The organism is Methylocystis sp. (genome assembly GCF_051061225.1).
Lineage (GTDB): Bacteria > Pseudomonadota > Alphaproteobacteria > Rhizobiales > Beijerinckiaceae > Methylocystis.
On record NZ_JBPFEB010000107.1, the window covers coordinates 1 to 20,278 of the forward strand.

Sequence of the window (20,278 nt, forward strand, 5' to 3'; positions counted from 1 at the left end):
TTCGAAGACCGGTAAGGAGCTCTACAAGTACAAGACCCCGTCGGGCATCATCGGCAACGTGATCACCTATGAAGCTGGCGGCAAGCAGTATGTGGCGGTTCTGTCGGGCGTCGGCGGCTGGGCGGGCATCGGCCTCGCGGCGGGTCTGTCGAAGTCGAACGAGGGCCTTGGCGCGGTCGGCAACTACGCCTCGCTCGCCAACTACACCGCGCTCGGCGGCGTGCTGAGCGTGTTCGGCCTGCCGAACGACTGATCGGACGGCTTGTAAGAACATCGGCGCCCGGCGAATGCTTCGCCGGGCGCCTCGCGCCTCCCAAAATCAAGCTGCGGCCGTCCCGACGCGGGCGGAGCGTTCACATTCGGCAAGCTTCTGCTTGCTACTTCCGGACGCTGTCCCTTAACTCTCCCGAACGCAGAAGCGGGAGCCGTTGCTTGAGTCCCAGTGAACATCCTGGCGGGAAAATGAAAGCTTTCCGCTGCTACGCTTTGGCTGTGCTGCTGGTGGCGGCGGCGACGGCGGCGCGCTACTGGCTGGACAATCTCCTCCACGCCCAGCCGTTTCCAACCTATTTCCTCGCGGTGCTGATCGCGGCCGCCGTCGACGGCGCCGCATCCGCCGTGTGCGTGACCGTGCTGTCGGCGCTCGCCGCAACCTATCTCTTCATCGAGCCGGTCGGGTCCTGGCGGATCGATCAAAGCAGCGACATGGTCCGTGTCGCGGTGTTTGTCGCCATCGGCCTGAGCGTCGCCGGCTTTGCGCGCGCGCGCGCCAGCGCCTATCAGCGCGCGCTCGAGGCGGAAATCCGCCTCGCGGGGGCGCGCAGCCGCGAGGCCGCCGACGCCGAGCTGAAGGCGCGCGAATCCTTCATCTGCGGCGTGCTCGATTCGCTGCCTCATGAAATCACCGTCATCAGCGCGAACGGCGACGTGCTCACCGTCAACAAGCGATGGGAGCGCTTTGCAACGGAAAACAAGGGATCGAGTTTCGCCGTGTCCGTCGGCGCCAACTATCTCGCGGCAAGCCGCAGGGCGGCGGATCAGGGAGATCCTTACGCAAAGGCCGCTCTCGAGGGCTTGCAGGCGCTCCTCGCCGGCGAGCGATCGGCCTTCGAGATGGAATATCCCTGCCATGCGCCCGATGAGGAACGCTGGTTTGTCATGCACGCCGCGCGGGCCGATTGCGCGCCGGCGGCCGTTGTCATCAGCCACACGGATATGACCGAACGCAGGCGCGCGGTCGACGCGCTGCGCCAGAGCGAGGAGCGCTTCGCGAGCTTCATGCGTTATCTGCCGGGCCTCGCCTGGATCAAGGACTTGCAGGGACGCTACCAATACGCGACCGAAGCGACCATGCGGGCGTTCCAGATGAGCGAGCAAGCGCTTTTCGGCAAGACGGACGAGGAAATCTTCGACGCGGAAACCGCCAGACAGTTTCGCCGCAACGATCAGAAAGCGCTGGTGAGCCGCAGGGGCGTGATCTCGGTGGAGACGCTCGAGCAGGACGACGGGCTCGTGCATCACTCGATCGTCAGCAAATTTCCGATCCGGGACGCCGATGACGCTCCCTATGCCGTGGGCGGCGTCGCGATCGACATCACCGAGCGCGTGCAGGCGGAGCGTCAGTTGCGTTACGCGACCGAGCGTCTCCGCGAGGCGGATCGGCGCAAGGACGAGTTTCTCGCAATGCTGGCGCATGAGCTGCGCAACCCGCTCGCCCCGATCTACAACGCGACATGTCTCCTGCGGCGGGAGGCGCTCGACGAGTCCTGGGATGAGCGGCGGCTCAAGCTCCTTTCCATGGTGGAGCGCCAGGTCAAGCATCTCATCCGCCTCGTCGACGACCTCCTGGAAGTCTCCAGGATCACCAGCGGCAAGATCGCCCTGCGCAAGCAGAACATGGACATCGGCGAAGCGCTGCGAAACGCGCGCGACGTCGCCGATCCCATTCTCTCGGAGCGACGGCATGAGCTCAAGCTGTCGCTCCCGGCGGAGCCGATCATCATTTCGGCCGATCCGGTGCGGCTGACGCAGGTGTTCGCGAACCTTCTGAACAACGCCGCGAATTACACGGAGCCCGACGGCCTGATCAGCATGGAGGCGTCCTGCGAAGGCGACATGGCCGTCATTACGGTCAGGGACAATGGCGTCGGCATTCCAAAAGAGATGCTTCCGCGCATCTTCGATCTTTTCGCCCAGGTCGATCGCTCCTCCGAACGCAGTCGCAGCGGCCTCGGGATTGGTCTTGCGCTGGTGCGCAGTCTCGTGGCGCTGCATGGCGGCTCCGTCGAGGCTCAGAGCGATGGCCCCGGGCGGGGCAGCGTCTTCACTGTGCGGCTGCCGCTTCTATCAAAGAACGCCAGCGCGCCGGAACAGGAGGACGGCGACGCGGACGCCGAACGCGCGCGCCGCATTCTCGTCATCGACGACGACCGGAATGTCGCCGACAGTCTCGTCATGCTCCTCGAAACGCTCGGCGCAACCGTCCGCGTCGCCTACAGCGGCGCTTGCGGACTCGCACAGGTGCCGGCGTTTCAGCCGGATCTGGTGTTTGTCGATCTTGGCATGCCCGAGATGGACGGCTGCGAAACCGCGCGTCGCATCCGCGCGCTTCCCGACGGCGGGTCGATCACGCTGGTCGCGCTGTCCGCGTCGGAGGAAGATCAGATTCCCGCCAACGCGCGCGACGCGGGCTTCGACCGGGGATTGGCCAAGCCCGCGACCGTCGCATCCTTGCAGGATGTGCTGGCGGCGTGAGCAACGGGCGTGGTCTTTCAGACACGCTCGCGCGCATGGCGATCTTTTGGGCAATGACCTTCGTGGAAACGAAAATTTTACCATCGCCCGACGATGGTCGCTGAACCGAAATTGGAGCGACCGTTATGTCCAACATGATGAAATTCGACGTCGCGATGGCCCAGCTCGAGGCCGGCAAATTTTCGTTCCAGATGGTCGACGCCATCAAGGATCATGTCGCAAGGCTCGAAGCCGAGATGGAGGTCCTGCGCGCGAGTCATGCAGACGCGATCTGGGAGCTCAAGCGGCAGGAATACGCGACCTGGCGCCTCGAAGCGGAGACGCGCAAACTCAACGACAGGATTCACGCGCTGGTCAGGGCGAATGAGATCACGGCGCTCGTCCGCCGGGAAAGCGCCGCCTTCTCCGTGAAGGCGCGCGCCTATCTCTCCCTCTCCGCGCGCGTCGCGCGGTCGGCGCTCGATCAGGCGATCGCCGACATCCAGGCCGGCAAGCCGCAGGCCGAACTGGCGCGGGCGCATGCGGCGCTTCGCGCCTTTGTCAGCGCGCATGCGCCGTCCGAGCAGGAGATGCGCGACTTTGCAAAACAGATCGAGCCGCATCTCGACGCGCTCAGAAAGCGGCTTGCTCCCTCGATCGAAAAGACCGCCGCTTATCTTTCCAACCTCAGGAAAACCGCTGCCTGAGAAACGCTCGGGAGAACGGGAGAGCGGGCCTCTCCCGTCTCCGTGTCGCGGCCTATCTGACACGAAGGCGGCCGAGGCGGCCGGATGTGAAAAGGGGTCGCGATGTTTGCGGGGAAAACGGCGCTCGTCACCGGCTCGACGCGCGGGATCGGGTTCGAAATCGCGCGCGCCTTTGCGAAGAGCGGCGCCAATGTCGTCGTGAATGGCGCGAGCGACGCCGCGCAGGTCGAGGCCGCGCGCGTGGCCCTGGCGCAGGATCATGACGTCGGTGTGATGGGCTGGCGCGCGGACGTCGCCAACGCCGATGAGGTCGAAGACATGATCGCCGCGGCGACGCGGAGATTCGGCGGCGTGGATATTCTCGTCGCCAACGCCGGCGTGCAGCATGTGGCGCCAATCGAGGAGTTTCCGATCGAGGCGTGGTCGCGCGTGCTGGCGACGAATCTGTCCTCGGCCTTCTACGCCATGCGCGCGGTGCTGCCGCAGATGAAATCGCGCAAGCGCGGCCGGATCATTCTCATCGCCTCCGCCCATGCGACTGTGGCGTCGCCGTTCAAGAGCGCCTATGTCGCCGCCAAGCATGGTCTCGCCGGCCTCGCCAAAACGGCGGCGCTCGAAACCGCGCGCGACGGCATCACGGTGAACGCCATCGCGCCGGGATATGTCTGGACGGAGCTTGTCGACAGGCAGATTCCGGCGACGATGGCGGCGCGCGGCATGACGCGGGAAGAGGTGATGGATCAGGTCCTGCTGGCGGCGCAACCGATCCGGCGTTTCGTCACGCCGCAGGAAGTCGCGGACCTCGCCGTGTATCTGGCCTCCGACGCCGCGAGCGCGATCACCGGCGCAATTCTTCCCATGGACGGCGGCTGGACGGCGCAGTGAGATTGGGCGTCCTTCCGTGTCGCGCTCAGGGCAGAGGGGCGCGCGGCGACCATGGGCGCCGCGCCAGCCATGACGTCATGACCCGGTCGTGCCAGGGAATCGGGCTTCCCCGTCCATGAAAGCCGAGATGGCCGCCTTTCCGTGAAAAGGCTGTTTCGATCATGGCCGGTCGGCTCCAGTCTAGCGCCGCATGGGCGGACGGGGGGATCCACGGATCGTCCAGAGCGTGAATGAGCAGCGTCGGGCGGTCGATGGCGTTCAGGAACCTGCCACAGGAGTTGGCCTCGTAATAGGCCGTGGCGTCCCTGTAGCCGAACAGCGGCGCGACAAAACGATCGTCGAACTCGAAGATGCTTCGCGCCTCTCTTACCGTGGATCGTTCGGCTGCGGTCATTCCGGCGCCGGGCGCGAGCGCCTCATGTTTGAGCGCCTGCAGCAGATAGCGGTGATAGATGACATTCCTTGGCCGCATCATATGCGCGCTGGTCGCCGCCAGGTCGAGCGGCGCGGAGACGGCGACGGCGCCGAGAACCGGCGTATCGGGCCAGGGCTCGCCCATGAACTTCAACACGAGATTGCCGCCCAGCGAATGCCCGACCAGCACGATCCCGTGGCGCACGAGCTCCGGCGGGAGCGCGCGCAGCGCGGCCGCCAGATCTTCCGTGCGGCCTGCATGGTAACGGCCTGAGGACGTCGCGCGCGACGGGCCGGCGCCGCGCAGGTTCAGACGCATGACCGGCCAGCCCTCGCTCACGAGGCGGCGCGCCGTCGCACTGACATTCCGGCTCTCCTCGGAGCCGGTCAGCCCATGGACGAGGACGATCAGCGGCCTTGCGCCCGCCGCCGCGCGCCCGTCGATCCGGGCGACGAGCCGATCGCCGCCGGAAACGGGCAGCAGCAGCCGCTCGCCGCCCGGAAGATCGGGCGGCGCGGGCGCCAGAATGTTGCGGATGGTCTGAAGATCAGGCCCGAACCAGGGCGCCCGTTCCTCGAACGGCGCAATCGGAAGGCAGGCGCGCGGGTCTTCCACTTGGCTCAGGCGCGTCTCAGGGGGCGCCCTTCATGATGTCGTCGGCGACTTTCTTCTGCTCCTTGCTGAGCGACTCGTAGAAAGGCTGAAGCGCGGCGTCGAGCCTGCGCAGCGAGTCGAGCTGCTCGGAGAGATGCTGGGCGCGCAACCTCATCGAGTCCGGCAGGCTCGCCGCCGCCATTTGCCGGTTTTGATCCTGGGCGCGGCGGCAGTTGAGCGCCTGACGCTCCTTCTCATCGCGAAACACCGTCGCGAAAACGTTCCACTGCGCTTCCTGCGCCGGCGTCAGTTTGAGTTCGGCGCGGATGTAGGCGAGCTGGCCGTCGACGTGTTCATAGGGCCGGCACATCATCTCCGGCGCGGCGGCGCCGCCGCCCTGCCGCGACCCGCCGAGCTCCTGGCCGAAGGCGCCGACCGCGGCAAGAGCCAGCGGAAGCGTCAGCGCCGCGGCTTTCAGGCTGTTTCTCATGTTCAAGTCATCCCGGTTCAGATGTGGGGGCGCCGCTCTCACCAGAGCGCGCCGCCGTAGGAAGCGTAGGAAACCGCCGGCGCGGCCGGATAAGCGTAGCCGACAGGATAGGCGTAAAGCGGAGGAGGGCCGACATAGGCCGCCTCGGCGTAGATCGCTGGAGCGAAGGGCGCGCCGATGAAGGGCCCGGCGTAGAGAGGATAGGCGTAAAAGGCCGGATAGTACGCATAGAGCGGCGGACAGAGCCAGGGAAAGAAAGGATCGTAGGCCGCGAACCCGAAATAGGGATCGGCAAAGGGCGCGTAGACTCCATACGCCCCCGGCAGGAAGAAGGGGTCGTAATAGGCGCTCGCCAGGGCGAGGCCCATGCCGAGCGCAAGGCTGGCGAGGCCCCAGCCATAGCCGTTCCAGCCATAGCCGCCCCAACCATAGCCGCCCCAGTAACCACCCCAGCCGTAGCCGCCTCCGTAGCCGCCCCACCAGCCGTTGGAGACCCAGGGAGAGGCGGGCCAGCCGCCCCAGTTCCTCTGCCCCCATCCGCCAATCCAGCCGCCGTGGCCCAGGCTGGCGCCGACGAAGGGCGCGGCTCCGCCATGGAACATCGCGTTGCGCGCGCCGCCAAGCCCGGCCGCGCCAAGCATGCCGCCGCCAAGCGCGCCGCCGCCGGGGCCCGGACCCATCTGGAGGCCATGACCCGGCCTGCCGAACATGTTGCGGCCCGCGCCCGCCAGGCCTCCGGGGCCTGGCCCAAAGCCCGGACCGCGCATCCCTCTGCCCGGGTTGAACCCCGGTTGCGACAGGCCGCGCATCCCGCCGAAACCGGAAGGACGGCCAAAGGACCCCATGGGACGGCCGAAGCCGGGCAGACCGCCGAGCCCCGGCAAGCCGCCGAACAGGCCGCCCCCGCCCATGCGCGGCCCGCCGCCAAAGCCGCCGCCGCCGAAGCGTGGTCCGCCGCCGAAGCCACCAAAGCCGCCGCCGCCAAAGCGCGGTCCGCCGCCGAAGCCGCCCCCGCTGAAAACACGCGGAGCGCCGCCGAAGCCGCCAAAGCCGCCCCCGCCCATGCGCGGCCCGCCGCCGAAGCCGCCGCCGCCGAAGCGTGGCCCACCGCCGAAGCCGCCGCCGCCGCCAAAGCCGTGTCCACCGCCAAAATGAAAGCCCTGCGCAAGCGCTGGCGCGAGCGTGGCGTCGAGCGCGAAGATCGCCGCCAGCACGGCGACAAACAGGCTTCTGATGCGCCGGTTCATGCCAATCCCTCTCATTACCGTACTGAAATCGCGCCTGTTCGCGAGGACCGCGAACGCCCGGCAAGATGGTGATTGAAAACGGCGCGAGCAGGGCGAGCGGCGCAGGTCACGCCGATGTGAAGAGCGCCCCGCTGGGAGCGGCGGGCAAAATCATGGGAGGGACGGAATGGGGCCGTTGGCGAGGCTACATCCAGCCGCGCTCACGCCAATCCCTGCGGACTTCATGGTGGCGCTTGTTCGCTTCGTGCCGGCCATAGAGGCAGCCGGCGATCGCGCCGAGCGTCCCGTGCCGGCCTGCGTAATGGCCAACCACGCCGCCCACGATCGCGCCCTTGATGCAGCCTTTAGCGAAGGCCGCCTCGCTGGGCGCCCACAGCAGCAGCGACAGCATCGCTATTGTCATCGTCTTCCGCATTTCGCTCTCCCTGAGAGGGAGGCAACGGAGACGAAAGAGGTTTGTTCCTGCACGGCCTTCGCGTCATGGTCCGCTTGCGACGCGCGGCTGGCGGCCTTTCAGCAGGCCAGCCAGCCGCGCGATTTTCGTGGGCGGCTTCTTTAGCCGCCGCCCAACACCTGCACTTCGACCGCGCCGGCGCCGGCGGAAATGAGGCCGATGGCCGTCGCGGCGCCGCGCGACAGGTCGAGACTTCTGCCGGTCCAGACCGCGGGTCCGCGATCATTGACGCGCACCACGACGGAACGCCCCTGATGCGTCACGCGCAGACGCGTGCCCAGCGGCAGGGTGCGATGCGCGGCGGTCATGCCCCACTGATTGAATCGTTCGCCGCTCGCCGTATGCGTATTGGGTTCGAACCGGCGGGGCCCGCCGCCGTAATAGGACGCATTGGCCACGAAGCTGCGGGCGTTTTGCGGCATGGCGAGAGGAACTCTCGGCGCGGCGTTGCCGTAATGGCCAAAGGACGGCTGTGGTTGTGGATCTGCGCTCGAACCGCCCGGCGCTTGAACATCCGCCATGGCGGAGACGGTCATCGAACCAAGGAACGCAGCCATAACACAGATATGCTTCATGCGGTCGTCAACTCCTGTGTGCATCCCACCTCGAATAAAGAAATGCCCGTGCGCACGATGGTAACGCGCAGGCATGAGTTGCATGGATATGGTGGGATGGCTGAGTATCTATCCGCCGATGATGGCGAAATATCCTGGAGAAGCTGGCGGAATTGGACGGAAAATGTGGCAGGCGCCGAAAGATGTTCAGTTTCTTCTGTGTTGCGCCGCCTGCTTTGCAAAGATGTGATCGACAGCAGTCAGCGGGATGTGCGCGGCAAGAGTCTTCTTCCTGAAAAGACTCGGAGTCCTGCATGAAAAACGCTATGATCATGTTCTCGCGGTTGCGAGTCTGGATGCTGTCACGTCATTTCAATCTGTAAGTACGACACTGTTATTTCTGAGGGTTCCAAAACAACACGCGCTCACTTTTTGTCCCGGGAGCGGTGACCCATGCGAAACCTGTCTGACTGGCAAGACGACTCGAAACATTCCTTCTGGTGCGGTCTCGGACGCTGTCGCCTTTGTTCCTGCTCCGCATTCAGGGGGCAGGGAAGTCGCTGCGAGGATTGCGGCCACCATTATGACGAACACGCTACAAGCCCGTTTCGCTGCGCCGGCGTCACTCCGACGCAAGCCGTCGCGAGGCGCGGCGCAAACGAGGGGCGCGCGAATCCATGAGCACAGGCATGATTGGCGTGTGGCTGGACGACGCCACACTGACGCATCTCGCCGGCCGGCTTGTCGACGAGGGGACCATGGCGGCCATGTGGGCGCAGCGGTACGATCCGACCTGTCCCAGTGAGTTTTATCGTGGCTACGCCACGCTTCTGCTCCGGATCGGCGACGCTTTCAGATCGAATGCGACGGTGACGGCCCTGCGCCAATTTGTCGACGCGTTTGATCGGGACATCAAGACGTTGCCTGACGACGAGCGCCGGAATGGCGCGGCATTCGCTCTCATGAATGTTGCAAGCTACGCGCAAGTGGGAACGTCGCCGCAAATCGCCGCGACGCTCGCAAGCGAGACGACATGCATCGCACGCTGTTTTGTCCATAGCCGCGCAAACGGACTTTGATGACAGGCCGGAAAGCGCGCTCACAAGCGGTTAGAAGATCTGCTTCAGTCCGATCAGGATCAAGGCTGCGCCGCCAACGATCGCAGCCTTGTCGGAGATGCGCCTGCGGATGAAGAAATCCGCCAAATGATTGCCGGCGAACAGCGCGGTGAAGCTGACAATGGCGGAAAGCGAACCGACCAGCAGCGGATCGACGCCCATCGCGCCGGCTGTGACTCCGCCGCCGATGTTGTTGATCGACAGGGCGACGCCCAGCACCGTGCCTTCCATGAAATCGATATGTTTGGAATCGTCTATGTCCGCGTCCTGCGGCTTGTTGAGAATCTCGAGCGGCCGCGTGGCTGTTTTTTCCTCATGGATTCGCTCATGCCAACTTTGCAGGCGCGCGTGCAGAATCATCCACAGCCCGAGCGCGACCAGCATGCTCATGGCGAGAAGCGACGTGACATATCTTCCGAGCAGCGCAAGAAGAGCCTGGCCGGAGCAGGCGGCGGCCGTCGAGACGAAAAGCGTGATGGCGGAAATCCACGCGTTGATGAACACGCCGACTTTTGTTCCCTGAACGCTGTAGGCCAATCTGGCCCCGAGATTATCGACGTTGTTGGCGAGCGCGATGGCGAGCGCTGAGACCAGTTGCTGGCCGGGCGCCTGCGCGACGCCCGCGATCAACGGCAGCGCGAGCGCCAGCGCCACAGCGGCGGACCCGGAAACGAGCAACATCACGCTGTCGCCGCGGGTCACACCTTCAGCAGGAGGCTTGATCTTGTCCAATTGCCCTCCGTCGCTTCCCCGACTAGCCAATCTATGTCGCTCTCCGAGCCGAACATCTGCGGAGGCGGGGAATTGCGCATGTTCTTGATAAACCGCCGGCGGCGTTCTAGATTGCTCTCTCAGGTCCGAGGATCGGGCGCCAGCATGTCTTTTGCAGATCCCATTAAGACGGTCGGCCTCTGCTTTTTGAACACCGGCTGCCAAGCCGAATATTTTCTGAAGGCGGACGACGAACGAACCCTTCGCGCGCTGGCTCCGTTTCTGGAGCAGCTCAAGGCGCTTGTGATTTCGCTCGACGGTTTCTCGGACGAAGACACCACTCTTCTCAAGGAGTCGGCGATGCGGTGCGGCGGGTCGATCTTTGCGCCGCCGGAGTGCTTCGGGCGTCATAACCTCCGCCGCGGCTATATTTGCAGCAGGGCTTGCGCTCTGAGGCCGCAGTCCTGACAATCTGCAACGCGGGCCGCCACGCGGTCTCTCGAACGAACTGTCCTGAGTGACAAACTGACGCGCGGCTCTTTCGCGCGCGGCAAGTCGCGGAATTGTCATTGCGCGGGGTTCGGGCCATCTTCTGCGCGTGTTCAAAAGCGCCGCGACGCCATGGCGCCCTGACCTTCCTCCGGCCTTCTCTCCGCACGCGCGGAGGCGGCCGCCCGATCCGACGGAGCAGCCTGGCGAGGGCGCGAGACGGCGGAGGTCAGGTTGGTGGAAGCGGATGAAACGCTTGGCGCGCACAAGATTCTCATCATCGACGATAATGAGGATATCGCAGACAGTCTTGCGAGCGTGCTCGCGAGGGGCGGCGCGACCGCGTGGGCGGCTTATGGCGGGCAAGCCGGTCTGGAAGCCTTCGAGCGATTCAAACCGGAGGTCGTTTTCCTCGACCTCGGCATGCCCGAGATGGATGGGTACGAGACCGCCCGCCGCATTCGGGAGTTGCCGGAGGGGCGGAGCGTCAGGCTCATCGCCCATACCGCATGGTCGAGGGACGCCGTCGAAGAGCGCTCGCGCGCGGCCGGCTTTGACGAGCATCTCGCCAAACCCGCTTCCTACCAATCGCTGTGCGGCGTTCTTTGGTGCAAGGATGACTGCGCGGCGACGGCGCAATCGTGCCTCATCCTGGCGAAGCGGCTCGGCTTGCGGCGATGAGCGTCCCTGCCCTCGGGCGTCATGTGATCGGGCGCACATCCGGGACGTTCGGGACGGGCTAGCTTCTCTCCATCGAAAACCGCAGTTTCGTGGAGGCAGACATGACCAGGTTCAGCAAGATCATCACCGGCTCGATTGTGGCTCTGGCGTTGGCCAGCACGATTGCGGCGACCCCGGCTTCGGCTGGCGGCTATTACTACCGCTCGCGGCCCGACGCTGGCGCGATTGCGGGCGCCGCGGTTGCGGGGATGGCTGTCGGCGCGCTGGTCGGAGCCGCCGCAAGCCAGCCGGCTTACGGCTATGATTATGGCTATGGCTATCCCGCCTATGGTTATGGCCCCGCCTATGGCTACGCGCCGGCCTATGGATACGGCTACGGCTGGTAAACAGCCGTCGCTCCTTCACGCCGCAATCGGTCCCGGTGTTTGCGGCGGCGCGGGAAATCCCTACCCTTTCCGTCTGAACGGCTTGCTCAGGACGAAGGAAGGAAAAAGGCGATGCATTTCGTGATCTCCGCCACCTATGGCCCAACCGACCCGACGCGGGCGATGCTGCCCTTCATCTTCGCCGCGACGGCGCTGCAGGACGGCGACAGCGTGACGCTCATGCTCTTCGCCGATTCGGTCTTCGCCGCCGTCGAGGGAGCCGCCGCGCGGCTCGTGCCCGTCGGGCCGCCCAACAAATATGAGGATGTCGCCGCGCATCCCAACGCGACGATCTTCGTCTGCAAGCCCTGCCTCGAAGCGCGCGGACTCGACGCCGCGGCGCTGGACAAGCGAACGAAGCTCGGCGGCATGGGCGATTTTGTCGGCGCGGCAAGGCGGCCAGAGTCCAAAATCGTGAATTTCTGATCCCTCGCCAGATGAAAAACGAAGCGTAAAGGCTGCGCGGGGGCGGCGTGTCTCAGTTCTGGAACCGCCGTACAGGGCGTGAACAAAATAGGCCCGAATCGCGAGCGCGCGAGTCGGGCCTTTCGAATCTGAAACAAGCCTTAATCTCGACGCGCGTCAGCCCCTTATTTCGCGGATCAGACCCTGGAGGGGCTGAAAGACGAAGCGGATCTCATGGCGTCCTTCTGGAATCGCCACCGCGCGGAACATCACATTCGCCCGCAGAATATCCGCCGGCGCGCCGTCGAGAGTCGCAAACCACCACGGGTGCCAGACATCGTTGAGAACGAGCCAGCCGCCGCCCGGCGGCGCATGGGCTTCCACCGCGATCTTCGTGTTGCCGTAAGACAGGATGCGCGCCCGCGCGGCGTCGGGCGGAAGGCCCTTGCGCGAATGGCAGATGGGCGGCTCCTCCAGCAGAACGGTCTCGCGATAATCGGCCTCCGGCCATTCGCCGCTTTGCTCCAGACCGGCGAAATCGACATGCAGGGCGCAGGTCGCGACCATCACGCGCGGAAAGGCGCTCTTGTTTTCGTAGAGATGCGTCTTGCCGATCTGCGTCAGCTCGGTGAAATCGCCGGGCTTGTAACGCTTGTCGATCTCCTCGATCGGCACGCCCGTCGCGACATAACGCAATCCGAGCATGTCGGAGAGCGGCGAGCGGTAGGCCGGATAGAGCTTCGAAAACTCGCGCTGCTCGGGCAGCGCCAGATGATCGCCGGCGCCGGTCGCGTCTTCGAGGATTTTCAGGCGGATCGGGTTGTAGCCGAGATCATGGTCGAGCCCATTCACAAGAGTCGCGTTCGGCCAGTGGAAGTCGATCGCCGCGAGTTCGACGCGGTCGCGCCGGTCGGGCGCGGCGTTTTCCTGCAAGCGCTCCTTCAGAAAGGCGATGACCGGATCCTTCGTATTCGCGCGCAGCACGTCGAACTGCTCCGGCGGCAGCGCGGTCGATTCATTGGGGCCGTTGCTCACGGCGAGGTCCGCCGTCATCAGCGCGGCGACCGCGCTCACCAGCGCCACGCCGCGCAGCCGCCCGCCGCTGACGGCGAGACTCAGCATGACGGCGGCGGCCGTCAGCGCGGCGCCGAGCGCCAGCGGCGTGAGCGCCTGGGCCAGATGCGCCTTGTGAGCCGCATAAACCGCGGCGAGCGCGAAGAGAGCAACCATCGTCGCGATCAGCGCGGCGGCGCGGGGCCTGCTCTCGCCGCGCTCGATCAGGGTGAAGCCATAACCCGCGAGGATCGCCAGCGCGAAGCCGAACAGGAAGGTCGCGTCGGCGGGTCGGCGCCACAGATCGACGCCGGGGATGTGATAGATCAGCGCGAAGGCCGGCGTGTAGCGGCCGAGCGCATAGAGCGCGAAGAAGGCGAGCGCGGCCGCGAAGAATCGCGCCTCTTTGTTCGCGACGAAGCGCCGCCCCAGCGCGGCGAGGACCGCGACGAGCGTCAGCGCGCCGGCGTACACATCCGTCATGTTGCGCGCGAGATAGAGATCGGGCTCGCCGACCGGCGGCCCCCAGAAGGCGGCGAGAGGGCCGTCGGTCCCGAAGATGTTCGCAGAGAGCAGCGTGAGAAACGACGCCGGCGGCAGCGACCCCTTGTGCGCGCCGTCGAGATCGATTTCGGGCCGGTTGGAATGCGCGGCGAGCTCCAGCGTGAAGGCGAGCGGCAGAGCGATGATCGCCGCGCCGACGGCGGCGCCGGAGAGCAGCGGCGCAAGCGCGCTCAAGATGGGCTTGTCGTCGGTCGCCACGCGGTAAAGCGCATAGGCCGCGAGCGTCAGCACGCCGAGAAAGGCGACCTGATCGCGCCCAAGCACCATGAACGCCGCGACCGCGCCGGCGGCGGCGCCAGAACCGGCGGAGCGCCGGTCGAGCGCGCGCGCCAGCAGCCACAGCGTGACGGGGAGCCAGGACAGACTCATGATCTGCCCGGTATGCTGAATGCGCCACGCCGCCGAGCCTCCGAACGCGAAGGCGAAGGCGGCGACGAGGGCGCCCGCCGCGCTCCAGCCGCGATCACGAAAATACGCCATCAACGCCAGCGCGCCCATGGCGAGCATGGCGAAGACGATGGCGTCCTCGAGAATAAAGGAGGGCTCGGGAACGAGCGCCGCCGCGATGAGAAAGAAGGGCGCGAAGATCAGCGATTGCGGATCGGCGATCTGCGGCATGCCGGCGAAGACATTCGGCGTCCAGAACGGTGACTGGCCCGAATGCAGCGCATGCGCGAGAAAGACGAACTGCGGCTGGAAATGCGCCTTGGCGTCCCAGGGGATGGTCACGCGGCCGGAAAGCCAGGGAAAGGCGAGCAGCGCGGCGCAGGCGAGGAAGAGCGTCGCGGCGAACGCATAGGGTTCGTCACGGGTCGCGGTCGCGGCGATGTCTTTTTGCGAGAGGGTCGTCGTCATGGCCGCTTCTTAGCGCCTGCGCGCCCCGGCGCAAAATGCGCGGGCCGGCGGGGATTGCGAACAGATGCGTTCCCGTCGTCACCACCAGTTCGCGCCAGTGGCGCGGTTCGACCGGATGGCCGCCCGTGAACGCGCCGAAAGCCGGCAGGACGATCTCGCGCCCGCGCAGGCAGAAACAGGGGAGGCGCAGCCGGTCGCGGCCGGGACCGGAGAGCCGCGCCACCGGGTGGATGTGACCCGAGAGCACGACCGGCCCTTCGGCCCCGAGCGGCGCGGGGGCGTGGTGCCAGCCTTCGACCCCGTCGAGCGCAAAGGGCTCGTCCACGCTGACGAAGCCGCACTCCGCCGGCGCGTCGCCCGCATGAGCGTCGTGATTGCCGCGCACCACGACGCAGTCCAGCGCCGCCCGCGCCGCGCGCCACTCTGTCAATTGCGTGAACAAGCGCTGCGTGCGCCCGGCGCGGCCGTGCAGGAAATCGCCCAGCACGACGAGACGCCGCGCGCCATGGGCCTCGACGAGCGCGCCGAGGCGGCGCAGGGTCTCTTCCGTCGTCCCGCGCGGGACCGGCTGGCCGAGGGCGCGAAAACTCGCCGCCTTGCCGAAATGCGGATCGGCGATCCAGAGCGTGCGCGTCTGCGCCTGAAACGCCGCGCGTTCCGGCAGCAGCAGCAGGCCGTGGCAGGGATGGACCGTCGCGCTCATTTGTCGGCGGCGGCGTTGAGCTGCGCGAGCATGCGCTCGATGCGGGCGTTGAAACTCTCCGTGCTGAGGCTCTCGCGAAAACGCTCGGCCACCAGCGGAAAGGCGAGCGGCGAGCAGCGCTCCAGCGCGACGCAATCGAGCCGCCGCGCGTTCAGTCTCACCAGCGCCTCATGCAGCCGCCGCACGTCGAGCTCATCCTCCAGCAATTCCCGCTCCGCCTGCTTCAGCAGGCCGTTCTCCGGATCATATCGGCGGAAGACGTCGTAGAACAGGCTCGACGACGCCTGCAACTGCCGCACGCTCTTGCGTTCGCCCGGATAGCCGTTGACGACCAGCCCCGCGATTTGCGCAATGTCGCGGAAGCGGCGGCGCGCCAGTTCGGCGGCGTTGAGGCTTTCGACGACCTCCGCGCGCGTCGCCTCGAGGCCGCGGGCCTCGATGAGACGGGGCAGATCGGCGGCCCAGTCGCGCGCGGCGCCGCTCAGCAGCTCGAAGCCGTAATCATTCACCGCGATGGAGAAGGCGCCGGGCGCGATCTGCGCCGCCCGCCAGGCGAGGAGGCTCGCGAGCCCCAGATGCGCATTGCGTCCGGCGAAGGGATAGAGAAACAAATGCCAGCCTTCGCGCGATTTCAGCGTCTCGGCGAGCAGGCTGTGCGGGGTCGGCAGGGCGGACCATTTTTGCTGCAATCGCAGCAGGGGACGCGCCGCGCACAGTTCGGGCGAGTCGATGTCGCCTTGCGCGGCGCGCGCGAAGGTCTCTTCCACCGTCCCGAGCTTTTGTCCGCGCGGCGCGGGGCCATATTGCACCAGGACGCTCGCATCCGCGACGATGGCCCCGATGTTGAGCCGATGGCGCAGCGCCAGCCGCTTGTCCGTGACGCGCCAGACGCCGTCCGGCCCCGGCGCCGCCCGGCGGTAATCCGGATAGGCGCGCAGCGTCGGGCCGCCCTGCCGCACGAAATCGAGGCACCAGCGCCAGTTTTCGTCGGAAAGCGTCTCATAGGCGACCGTCTCCCGCACTTCCGCCAGCAGCTCTTCGGGTCGAAAGCCGCCACCCAGCCCCACGGTGACGAGATGTTGCGCCAGCACGTCGAGCGGCGCGACGGGCGAGGAGCGGCTTTCGATGCGGCCCTTGCGGATCGCCGCCTGCGCCGCCGCCGATTCGACGAGTTCGAGACTGTGGCTCGGCACCAGCGTCACACGAGAGACGCGGCCCGGCGCATGGCCGCTGCGGCCGGCCCGTTGCAGCAGCCGCGCCACGCCCTTGGGCGAGCCGATCTGGAGCACGCGCTCGACAGGCAGGAAATCCACTCCGAGATCGAGGCTCGACGTGCAGACGACGGCCTTGAGCGCGCCCGCCTTCAGCGCGCGCTCGACGGCGTCGCGCTCTTCCTGCGCGAGAGAGCCGTGGTGGATGCCGACGCGCTCGGCCCACTCCGGCCGAAGCCGCAAGAGATGCTGGCGCCAGAGCTCGGCTTGCGCGCGCGTATTGGTGAAGAGCAGCGTGCTCTCATGCGCCTCGATTTCGGCGACGACCTGTGGCGCCATCTTGAGTCCGAGATGGCCCGCCCATGGAAAGCGCTCCGGCGCCTGCGGGATGAGCGTGTCGATGACCAGTTTCTTCTTCAGCCGCGCCTCGATCAGCGCGCCCGCGCCCTGCGGGCCGAGCAGCGCGCGTTTCGCAGCGTCGAGGTCGCCGAGCGTGGCGGACATGCCCCATGTCGTCAGACCGGGCCGGAAGCGGCGCAGACGCGCCAGCGCAAGCTGTGTCTGCACGCCACGCTTGTTACCGAGCAATTCGTGCCATTCGTCGACCACGACGCAGCGCAGTTCGGCGAAATAGTCCCGCGCATTTTCGCGCGAGAGGAGAAGCGAGAGACTCTCCGGCGTCGTCACCAGCAGCGTCGGCGGCTTGCGGCTCTGAGCCGCGCGCTGGCTCGAAGACGTGTCGCCAGTGCGCAGGCCCAGCGTCCAGCGCGGCGCCGTGGCGTCGAGAACATGCAGCGCGTCGAGCGCTTCGGACAAGGCGCGGGTCGTGTCGGCGGCGAGCGCCCGCATGGGCGTGACCCAGAGCACCGTCAGCCCTGTGGGCGGCTCGCGCAACGCCTGCCAGGCGCCGAGCGCGACCGCCAGCGTCTTGCCGGCGCCTGTCGTCGCATGCAGCAGGCCGCTCTCGCCCGCCGCCATGCGCGCCCACACCTCCCTTTGAAAGTCGAAGGGCCGCCAGCCCTTCGACTCGAACAAGCGCGCCACGGCGCTGTGTAGCGTCGTACGGTCAAGCATGGCGGACCGGCAGCAGTTCGCGCAGCGTCTGGAGCGTGTCGGCTTCCTCGACCGGCTTGTCCAGGCGCCAGCGCAGCATGCGCGGAAAGCGCACGGCGACGCCGCTCCTGTGGCGCCGGCTCTCCGCGATGCCCTCGAAGCCCAGTTCGAAGACAAGCGTCGGCCGCACGCTGCGCACGGGGCCGAAGGTCTCGACGGTGGTCTTGCGAATGATCGCGTCGACGGCGCGCATCTCGGCGTCGGTGAGGCCCGAATAGGCTTTGGCGAAGGGCACGAGAGACCGCTCGCGCGCCTCCGGCGCATCGCTCCAAACCGCGAAGGTGTAATCACTGTAAACGCCGGAGCGACGCCCATGCCCGCGCTGCGCGTAGATGAGCACGGCGTCGACGCTCATCGGATCGAGCTTCCATTTCCACCAGACATTATCGCGATCCGAGCCCTTGCGCCTCCCGACGCCATAGGCGCCCGAGCGAGCCTTCAAAATCATCCCCTCCACGCCCAGCGCGCGCGCCTCTTCGCGCTTGTCGGCGAGCGCCGGCCAGTCGGGCGCGCTCAACACGGGACTGAGTCGCAAGGGCGGCAGCACGCCGAAATTGCGCGCTCGAGACAGCGCCGCCACGACCAGCGCCTCCAGCGCCCGGCGCCGTTCGATCTGCGGCAAGGCGCGCAGATCCGCGCCGTCCCTTTCGAGAAGATCGTAAGCGATGAAAACAACCGGCAGGTCGCGCAGGTTTTTCGCGCTCACCGTCTTGCGGCCCAATCTCTGCTGCAACAGCGCGAATGGTTGCAAGCCGGAAAGATCCTCGGGGCCGGACGCGTCGTCGGCGCGCAACACGACCAGTTCGCCATCCAGCGCGACGCCGTCCGGCAGCCAGCGACTCATTTCGGCAAGCTCGGGATAGGAGTCCGTCACCAGCTCCTCGCCGCGCGACCACACTTGCCACTGGGCGCCGCGCTGGACGAATTGCGCGCGTATGCCGTCGAATTTCCATTCGATGATCCAGTCGTCGACGGGACCGAGAATGTCCGCCATGTCCTCCACCGCATGCTGGAAGGGATGCGCGAGATAGAAGGGATAGGGCTGGCCTTCTTTCAGCGCTTCGTCTTCATCGGCGCTGACGGGCGCGGTGAGCGCGGCGAAATCCGTGGCCGATGGCGCGCGGCCGGCCTGCGTATAGCCCATCATGCGTTGCGCCATGCGTGTGGCGTCGACGCCGGCGGCCTGCGCCAGCGCCTGCGTGACCTGAAGACGGGAGACGCCGACGCGCAATTCGCCCGTGATGATCTTGAAGAACACGAGCCGCTGCGGCTGCGGCAGCTTCCGCGTCCATTCGCACAGCTGCGCATATTTTTCCTCTTCCGGCGCGGCGCGCAGCGGCAGCAGGCGCGCGCGCAGCCAGCCGTCGAGCGAGAGATCCTCGCCGCCGCCGCCGAGCGGCAGCAGCAACGCCAATGTCTCCGCGAGATCGCCCACCGTCTGATAGCATTCGTCGAACAGCCATTCCGGCAATTGCGCCTCCTCGAGCGCGAGTCGACGCAGGAGCCTCGTCGGCGCAAGCTGGCGCGGCTTGCCGCCGGCGAGAAAGTACACCGCCCAGGCGGCGCTCGCATGTTGCGCCGGATCGTCGATGGCGGCGCGCAGATAGGCGCCGAGCGCCTGCTGCTTGCGCCTGATTGCGGTCGCGGCGTCGAGATCGCGATAGAGCGCGGCGAAATCCTTCACGGCGCCGCCTCTTCGGACGCGCCGCTCTCAGCTTCCTCCTCGCCATACTCGGTATGGAGCGTGCGTGCGTCGAGCCCGCCTTCGCGCAGATAGCGCGTCAGCGCGCCAACCGAACCATGCGTGGCGTAAATGCGCTCGGCGCCCGTGGCGTGGATCGCTTCGATCAGCCCCGGCCAGTCGGCGTGGTCGGAGAGCGCGAAGCCGCGATCCACCCCACGCCGGCGGCGATTGCCGCGAATCTGCATCCAGCCGCTGGCGAAGGCGTCGGAATAATCGCCGAAGCGGCGCATCCAGCCCGTGCCGGCGGCCGAGGGCGGCGCCAGGATCAGCGCCTGAGCAAATGCGTCCTTGCCTGAGATTTCCGACACGCGCCGGGTCGCCGGAAGCGCCACGCCCTGCCCGCGGTAAATGTCGTTCATCGGCTCGATGGCGCCGTGACAGACGATCGGGCCGATCGTCGGATCGAGATGCGTCAAAAGCCGCTGGGCCTTGCCGAGCCCATAGGCAAAGACGACGCTCGCCCGCCCGGCGGCGGCATTCTCGCGCCACCAGCCATTCACCTCCGCCATGATCTCGGCTTGCGGCCGCCAGCGATAGATCGGCAGACCGAAGGTCGATTCGGTGATGAAGACATGGCAGCGCACCGGCTCGAAGGGCGCGCTGACGCCGTCGGCTTCGGTCTTGTAATCGCCGGAGGCGACCCAGACCTCGCCCTGATACTCCAAGCGCGCCTGCGCCGAGCCGAGCACATGGCCGGCGGAATGCAGCGAGACGGTCACGCCATTGACGTCGATGCGGTCGCCGTAAGCGAGCGTCTCGATCGAGACGTCGCCGAGACGCCGCCTGAGGATCGGCGCGCAGTCGGTCTGGCACAGATAGGCTTGCGAGCCCCAGCGTGCATGATCGGAATGGCCATGAGTGATCAGCGCGCGCGCGACGGGCCGCCAGGGGTCGATATGAAATCCGCCCGGCGGGCAGTAGAGGCCCTGCGGCGTTGCGACGATGAGATCCATTCCGCGCGTGTTCGGTTCTGACTGTCAAAATGGGTTGCGTCGCGCCGGTAGACAAGGCGCCGCAAAGCCGGAGGCTGGCCGCCCGTCATGGGGCCGCGCCAGCCTCGCGCCAGACGTCTGGCGCCATGTTTGCGTGCCACCGCTTCGGGAAACGCTTTGAACGGATGCTGCGAC

General features: G+C 66.7%; 20 protein-coding genes and 1 pseudogene. 10 read left to right on the forward strand and 11 right to left on the reverse strand.

Features of this window, described 5'->3' with window-relative positions; all coding sequences use genetic code 11:
* From ACR652_RS18700 to ACR652_RS18715, 4 genes and pseudogenes are all read left to right on the forward strand, one after another.
* A pseudogene (locus ACR652_RS18700) lies at positions 1–253 on the forward strand (PQQ-dependent dehydrogenase, methanol/ethanol family); the annotation flags it as partial.
* A gap of 209 nt (positions 254–462) precedes the next feature.
* Positions 463–2,754 carry an ATP-binding protein gene (locus ACR652_RS18705; RefSeq protein ID WP_434507985.1) on the forward strand — a complete coding sequence of 764 codons (2,292 nt, stop codon included), beginning with the start codon at positions 463–465 and terminating at the stop codon, positions 2,752–2,754.
* Between the two features lie 125 nt (positions 2,755–2,879).
* Positions 2,880–3,440 carry a hypothetical protein gene (locus ACR652_RS18710; protein ID WP_434507986.1) on the forward strand — a complete coding sequence of 187 codons (561 nt, stop codon included), beginning with the start codon at positions 2,880–2,882 and terminating at the stop codon, positions 3,438–3,440.
* Positions 3,441–3,542: 102 nt separating this feature from the next.
* Positions 3,543–4,325, forward strand: coding sequence for a 3-hydroxybutyrate dehydrogenase (locus tag ACR652_RS18715; protein WP_434507987.1), 783 nt, complete (start codon positions 3,543–3,545; stop codon positions 4,323–4,325).
* Positions 4,326–4,350: 25 nt separating this feature from the next.
* On the opposite strand, the gene ACR652_RS18720 is transcribed toward ACR652_RS18715, so the two are convergent.
* The 5 genes from ACR652_RS18720 to ACR652_RS18740 all read right to left on the reverse strand — a co-directional run bounded on the left by ACR652_RS18720 (position 4,351) and on the right by ACR652_RS18740 (position 7,947).
* Positions 4,351–5,355, reverse strand: a complete 1,005-nt coding sequence (locus ACR652_RS18720; RefSeq protein ID WP_434507988.1) for a YheT family hydrolase — start codon at positions 5,353–5,355, stop codon at positions 4,351–4,353.
* Positions 5,356–5,371: 16 nt separating this feature from the next.
* Positions 5,372–5,824, reverse strand: a complete 453-nt coding sequence (locus tag ACR652_RS18725; protein ID WP_434507989.1) for a Spy/CpxP family protein refolding chaperone — start codon at positions 5,822–5,824, stop codon at positions 5,372–5,374.
* A gap of 38 nt (positions 5,825–5,862) precedes the next feature.
* Positions 5,863–7,071: a hypothetical protein gene (locus tag ACR652_RS18730; RefSeq protein ID WP_434507990.1), complete on the reverse strand. Its 1,209-nt coding sequence runs from the start codon at positions 7,069–7,071 to the stop codon at positions 5,863–5,865.
* Positions 7,072–7,255: 184 nt separating this feature from the next.
* Positions 7,256–7,486, reverse strand: coding sequence for a hypothetical protein (locus tag ACR652_RS18735; protein WP_434507991.1), 231 nt, complete (start codon positions 7,484–7,486; stop codon positions 7,256–7,258).
* 140 nt (positions 7,487–7,626) lie between these two features.
* On the reverse strand, positions 7,627–7,947 hold the full coding sequence (locus ACR652_RS18740; RefSeq protein ID WP_434508042.1) for a septal ring lytic transglycosylase RlpA family protein: 321 nt from the start codon (positions 7,945–7,947) through the stop codon (positions 7,627–7,629).
* Positions 7,948–8,196: 249 nt separating this feature from the next.
* Here ACR652_RS18740 and ACR652_RS18745 point away from each other — a divergent pair, with 249 nt between their 5' ends.
* Positions 8,197–8,397 carry a hypothetical protein gene (locus ACR652_RS18745; protein WP_434507992.1) on the forward strand — a complete coding sequence of 67 codons (201 nt, stop codon included), beginning with the start codon at positions 8,197–8,199 and terminating at the stop codon, positions 8,395–8,397.
* A gap of 359 nt (positions 8,398–8,756) precedes the next feature.
* Positions 8,757–9,158 carry a hypothetical protein gene (locus tag ACR652_RS18750; RefSeq protein WP_434507993.1) on the forward strand — a complete coding sequence of 134 codons (402 nt, stop codon included), beginning with the start codon at positions 8,757–8,759 and terminating at the stop codon, positions 9,156–9,158.
* A gap of 30 nt (positions 9,159–9,188) precedes the next feature.
* Here the strand turns inward: ACR652_RS18750 and ACR652_RS18755 are convergent, their stop codons facing one another.
* A complete protein-coding gene (locus tag ACR652_RS18755) occupies positions 9,189–9,929 on the reverse strand; it encodes a manganese efflux pump (RefSeq protein ID WP_434507994.1) in 741 nt (246 codons plus the stop codon).
* Between the two features lie 72 nt (positions 9,930–10,001).
* Here ACR652_RS18755 and ACR652_RS18760 point away from each other — a divergent pair, with 72 nt between their 5' ends.
* The 4 genes from ACR652_RS18760 to ACR652_RS18775 all read left to right on the forward strand — a co-directional run bounded on the left by ACR652_RS18760 (position 10,002) and on the right by ACR652_RS18775 (position 11,929).
* Positions 10,002–10,376: a hypothetical protein gene (locus tag ACR652_RS18760; RefSeq protein ID WP_434507995.1), complete on the forward strand. Its 375-nt coding sequence runs from the start codon at positions 10,002–10,004 to the stop codon at positions 10,374–10,376.
* Positions 10,377–10,634: 258 nt separating this feature from the next.
* A complete protein-coding gene (locus ACR652_RS18765; protein WP_434507996.1) occupies positions 10,635–11,078 on the forward strand; it encodes a response regulator in 444 nt (147 codons plus the stop codon).
* Positions 11,079–11,179: 101 nt separating this feature from the next.
* Positions 11,180–11,464, forward strand: coding sequence for a hypothetical protein (locus ACR652_RS18770; RefSeq protein ID WP_434507997.1), 285 nt, complete (start codon positions 11,180–11,182; stop codon positions 11,462–11,464).
* A gap of 111 nt (positions 11,465–11,575) precedes the next feature.
* Complete coding sequence (locus tag ACR652_RS18775; RefSeq protein ID WP_434507998.1) at positions 11,576–11,929, forward strand: DsrE family protein; 354 nt, start codon at positions 11,576–11,578, stop codon at positions 11,927–11,929.
* Between the two features lie 156 nt (positions 11,930–12,085).
* On the opposite strand, the gene ACR652_RS18780 is transcribed toward ACR652_RS18775, so the two are convergent.
* Genes ACR652_RS18780 through ACR652_RS18800 form a run of 5 tightly spaced genes read right to left on the reverse strand, consistent with a single transcriptional unit; the run spans position 12,086 to position 20,104 of the window.
* Positions 12,086–14,380, reverse strand: coding sequence for a hypothetical protein (locus ACR652_RS18780; protein WP_434507999.1), 2,295 nt, complete (start codon positions 14,378–14,380; stop codon positions 12,086–12,088).
* Positions 14,331–15,083, reverse strand: a complete 753-nt coding sequence (gene pdeM, locus ACR652_RS18785; RefSeq protein ID WP_434508000.1) for a ligase-associated DNA damage response endonuclease PdeM — start codon at positions 15,081–15,083, stop codon at positions 14,331–14,333. Before pdeM ends, ACR652_RS18780 begins: the two co-directional genes overlap by 50 nt.
* Positions 15,080–17,368, reverse strand: a complete 2,289-nt coding sequence (locus ACR652_RS18790; RefSeq protein WP_434508001.1) for a DEAD/DEAH box helicase — start codon at positions 17,366–17,368, stop codon at positions 15,080–15,082. The genes pdeM and ACR652_RS18790 overlap by 4 nt, the downstream gene beginning before the upstream one ends.
* The gene (locus ACR652_RS18795) at positions 17,361–19,091 is read right to left on the reverse strand and encodes an ATP-dependent DNA ligase (protein WP_434508002.1); all 1,731 of its coding nucleotides are present in this window, start codon (positions 19,089–19,091) and stop codon (positions 17,361–17,363) included. The genes ACR652_RS18790 and ACR652_RS18795 overlap by 8 nt, the downstream gene beginning before the upstream one ends.
* Complete coding sequence (locus ACR652_RS18800; RefSeq protein ID WP_434508003.1) at positions 19,088–20,104, reverse strand: ligase-associated DNA damage response exonuclease; 1,017 nt, start codon at positions 20,102–20,104, stop codon at positions 19,088–19,090. Before ACR652_RS18800 ends, ACR652_RS18795 begins: the two co-directional genes overlap by 4 nt.
* Positions 20,105–20,278 lie beyond the last annotated feature (174 nt).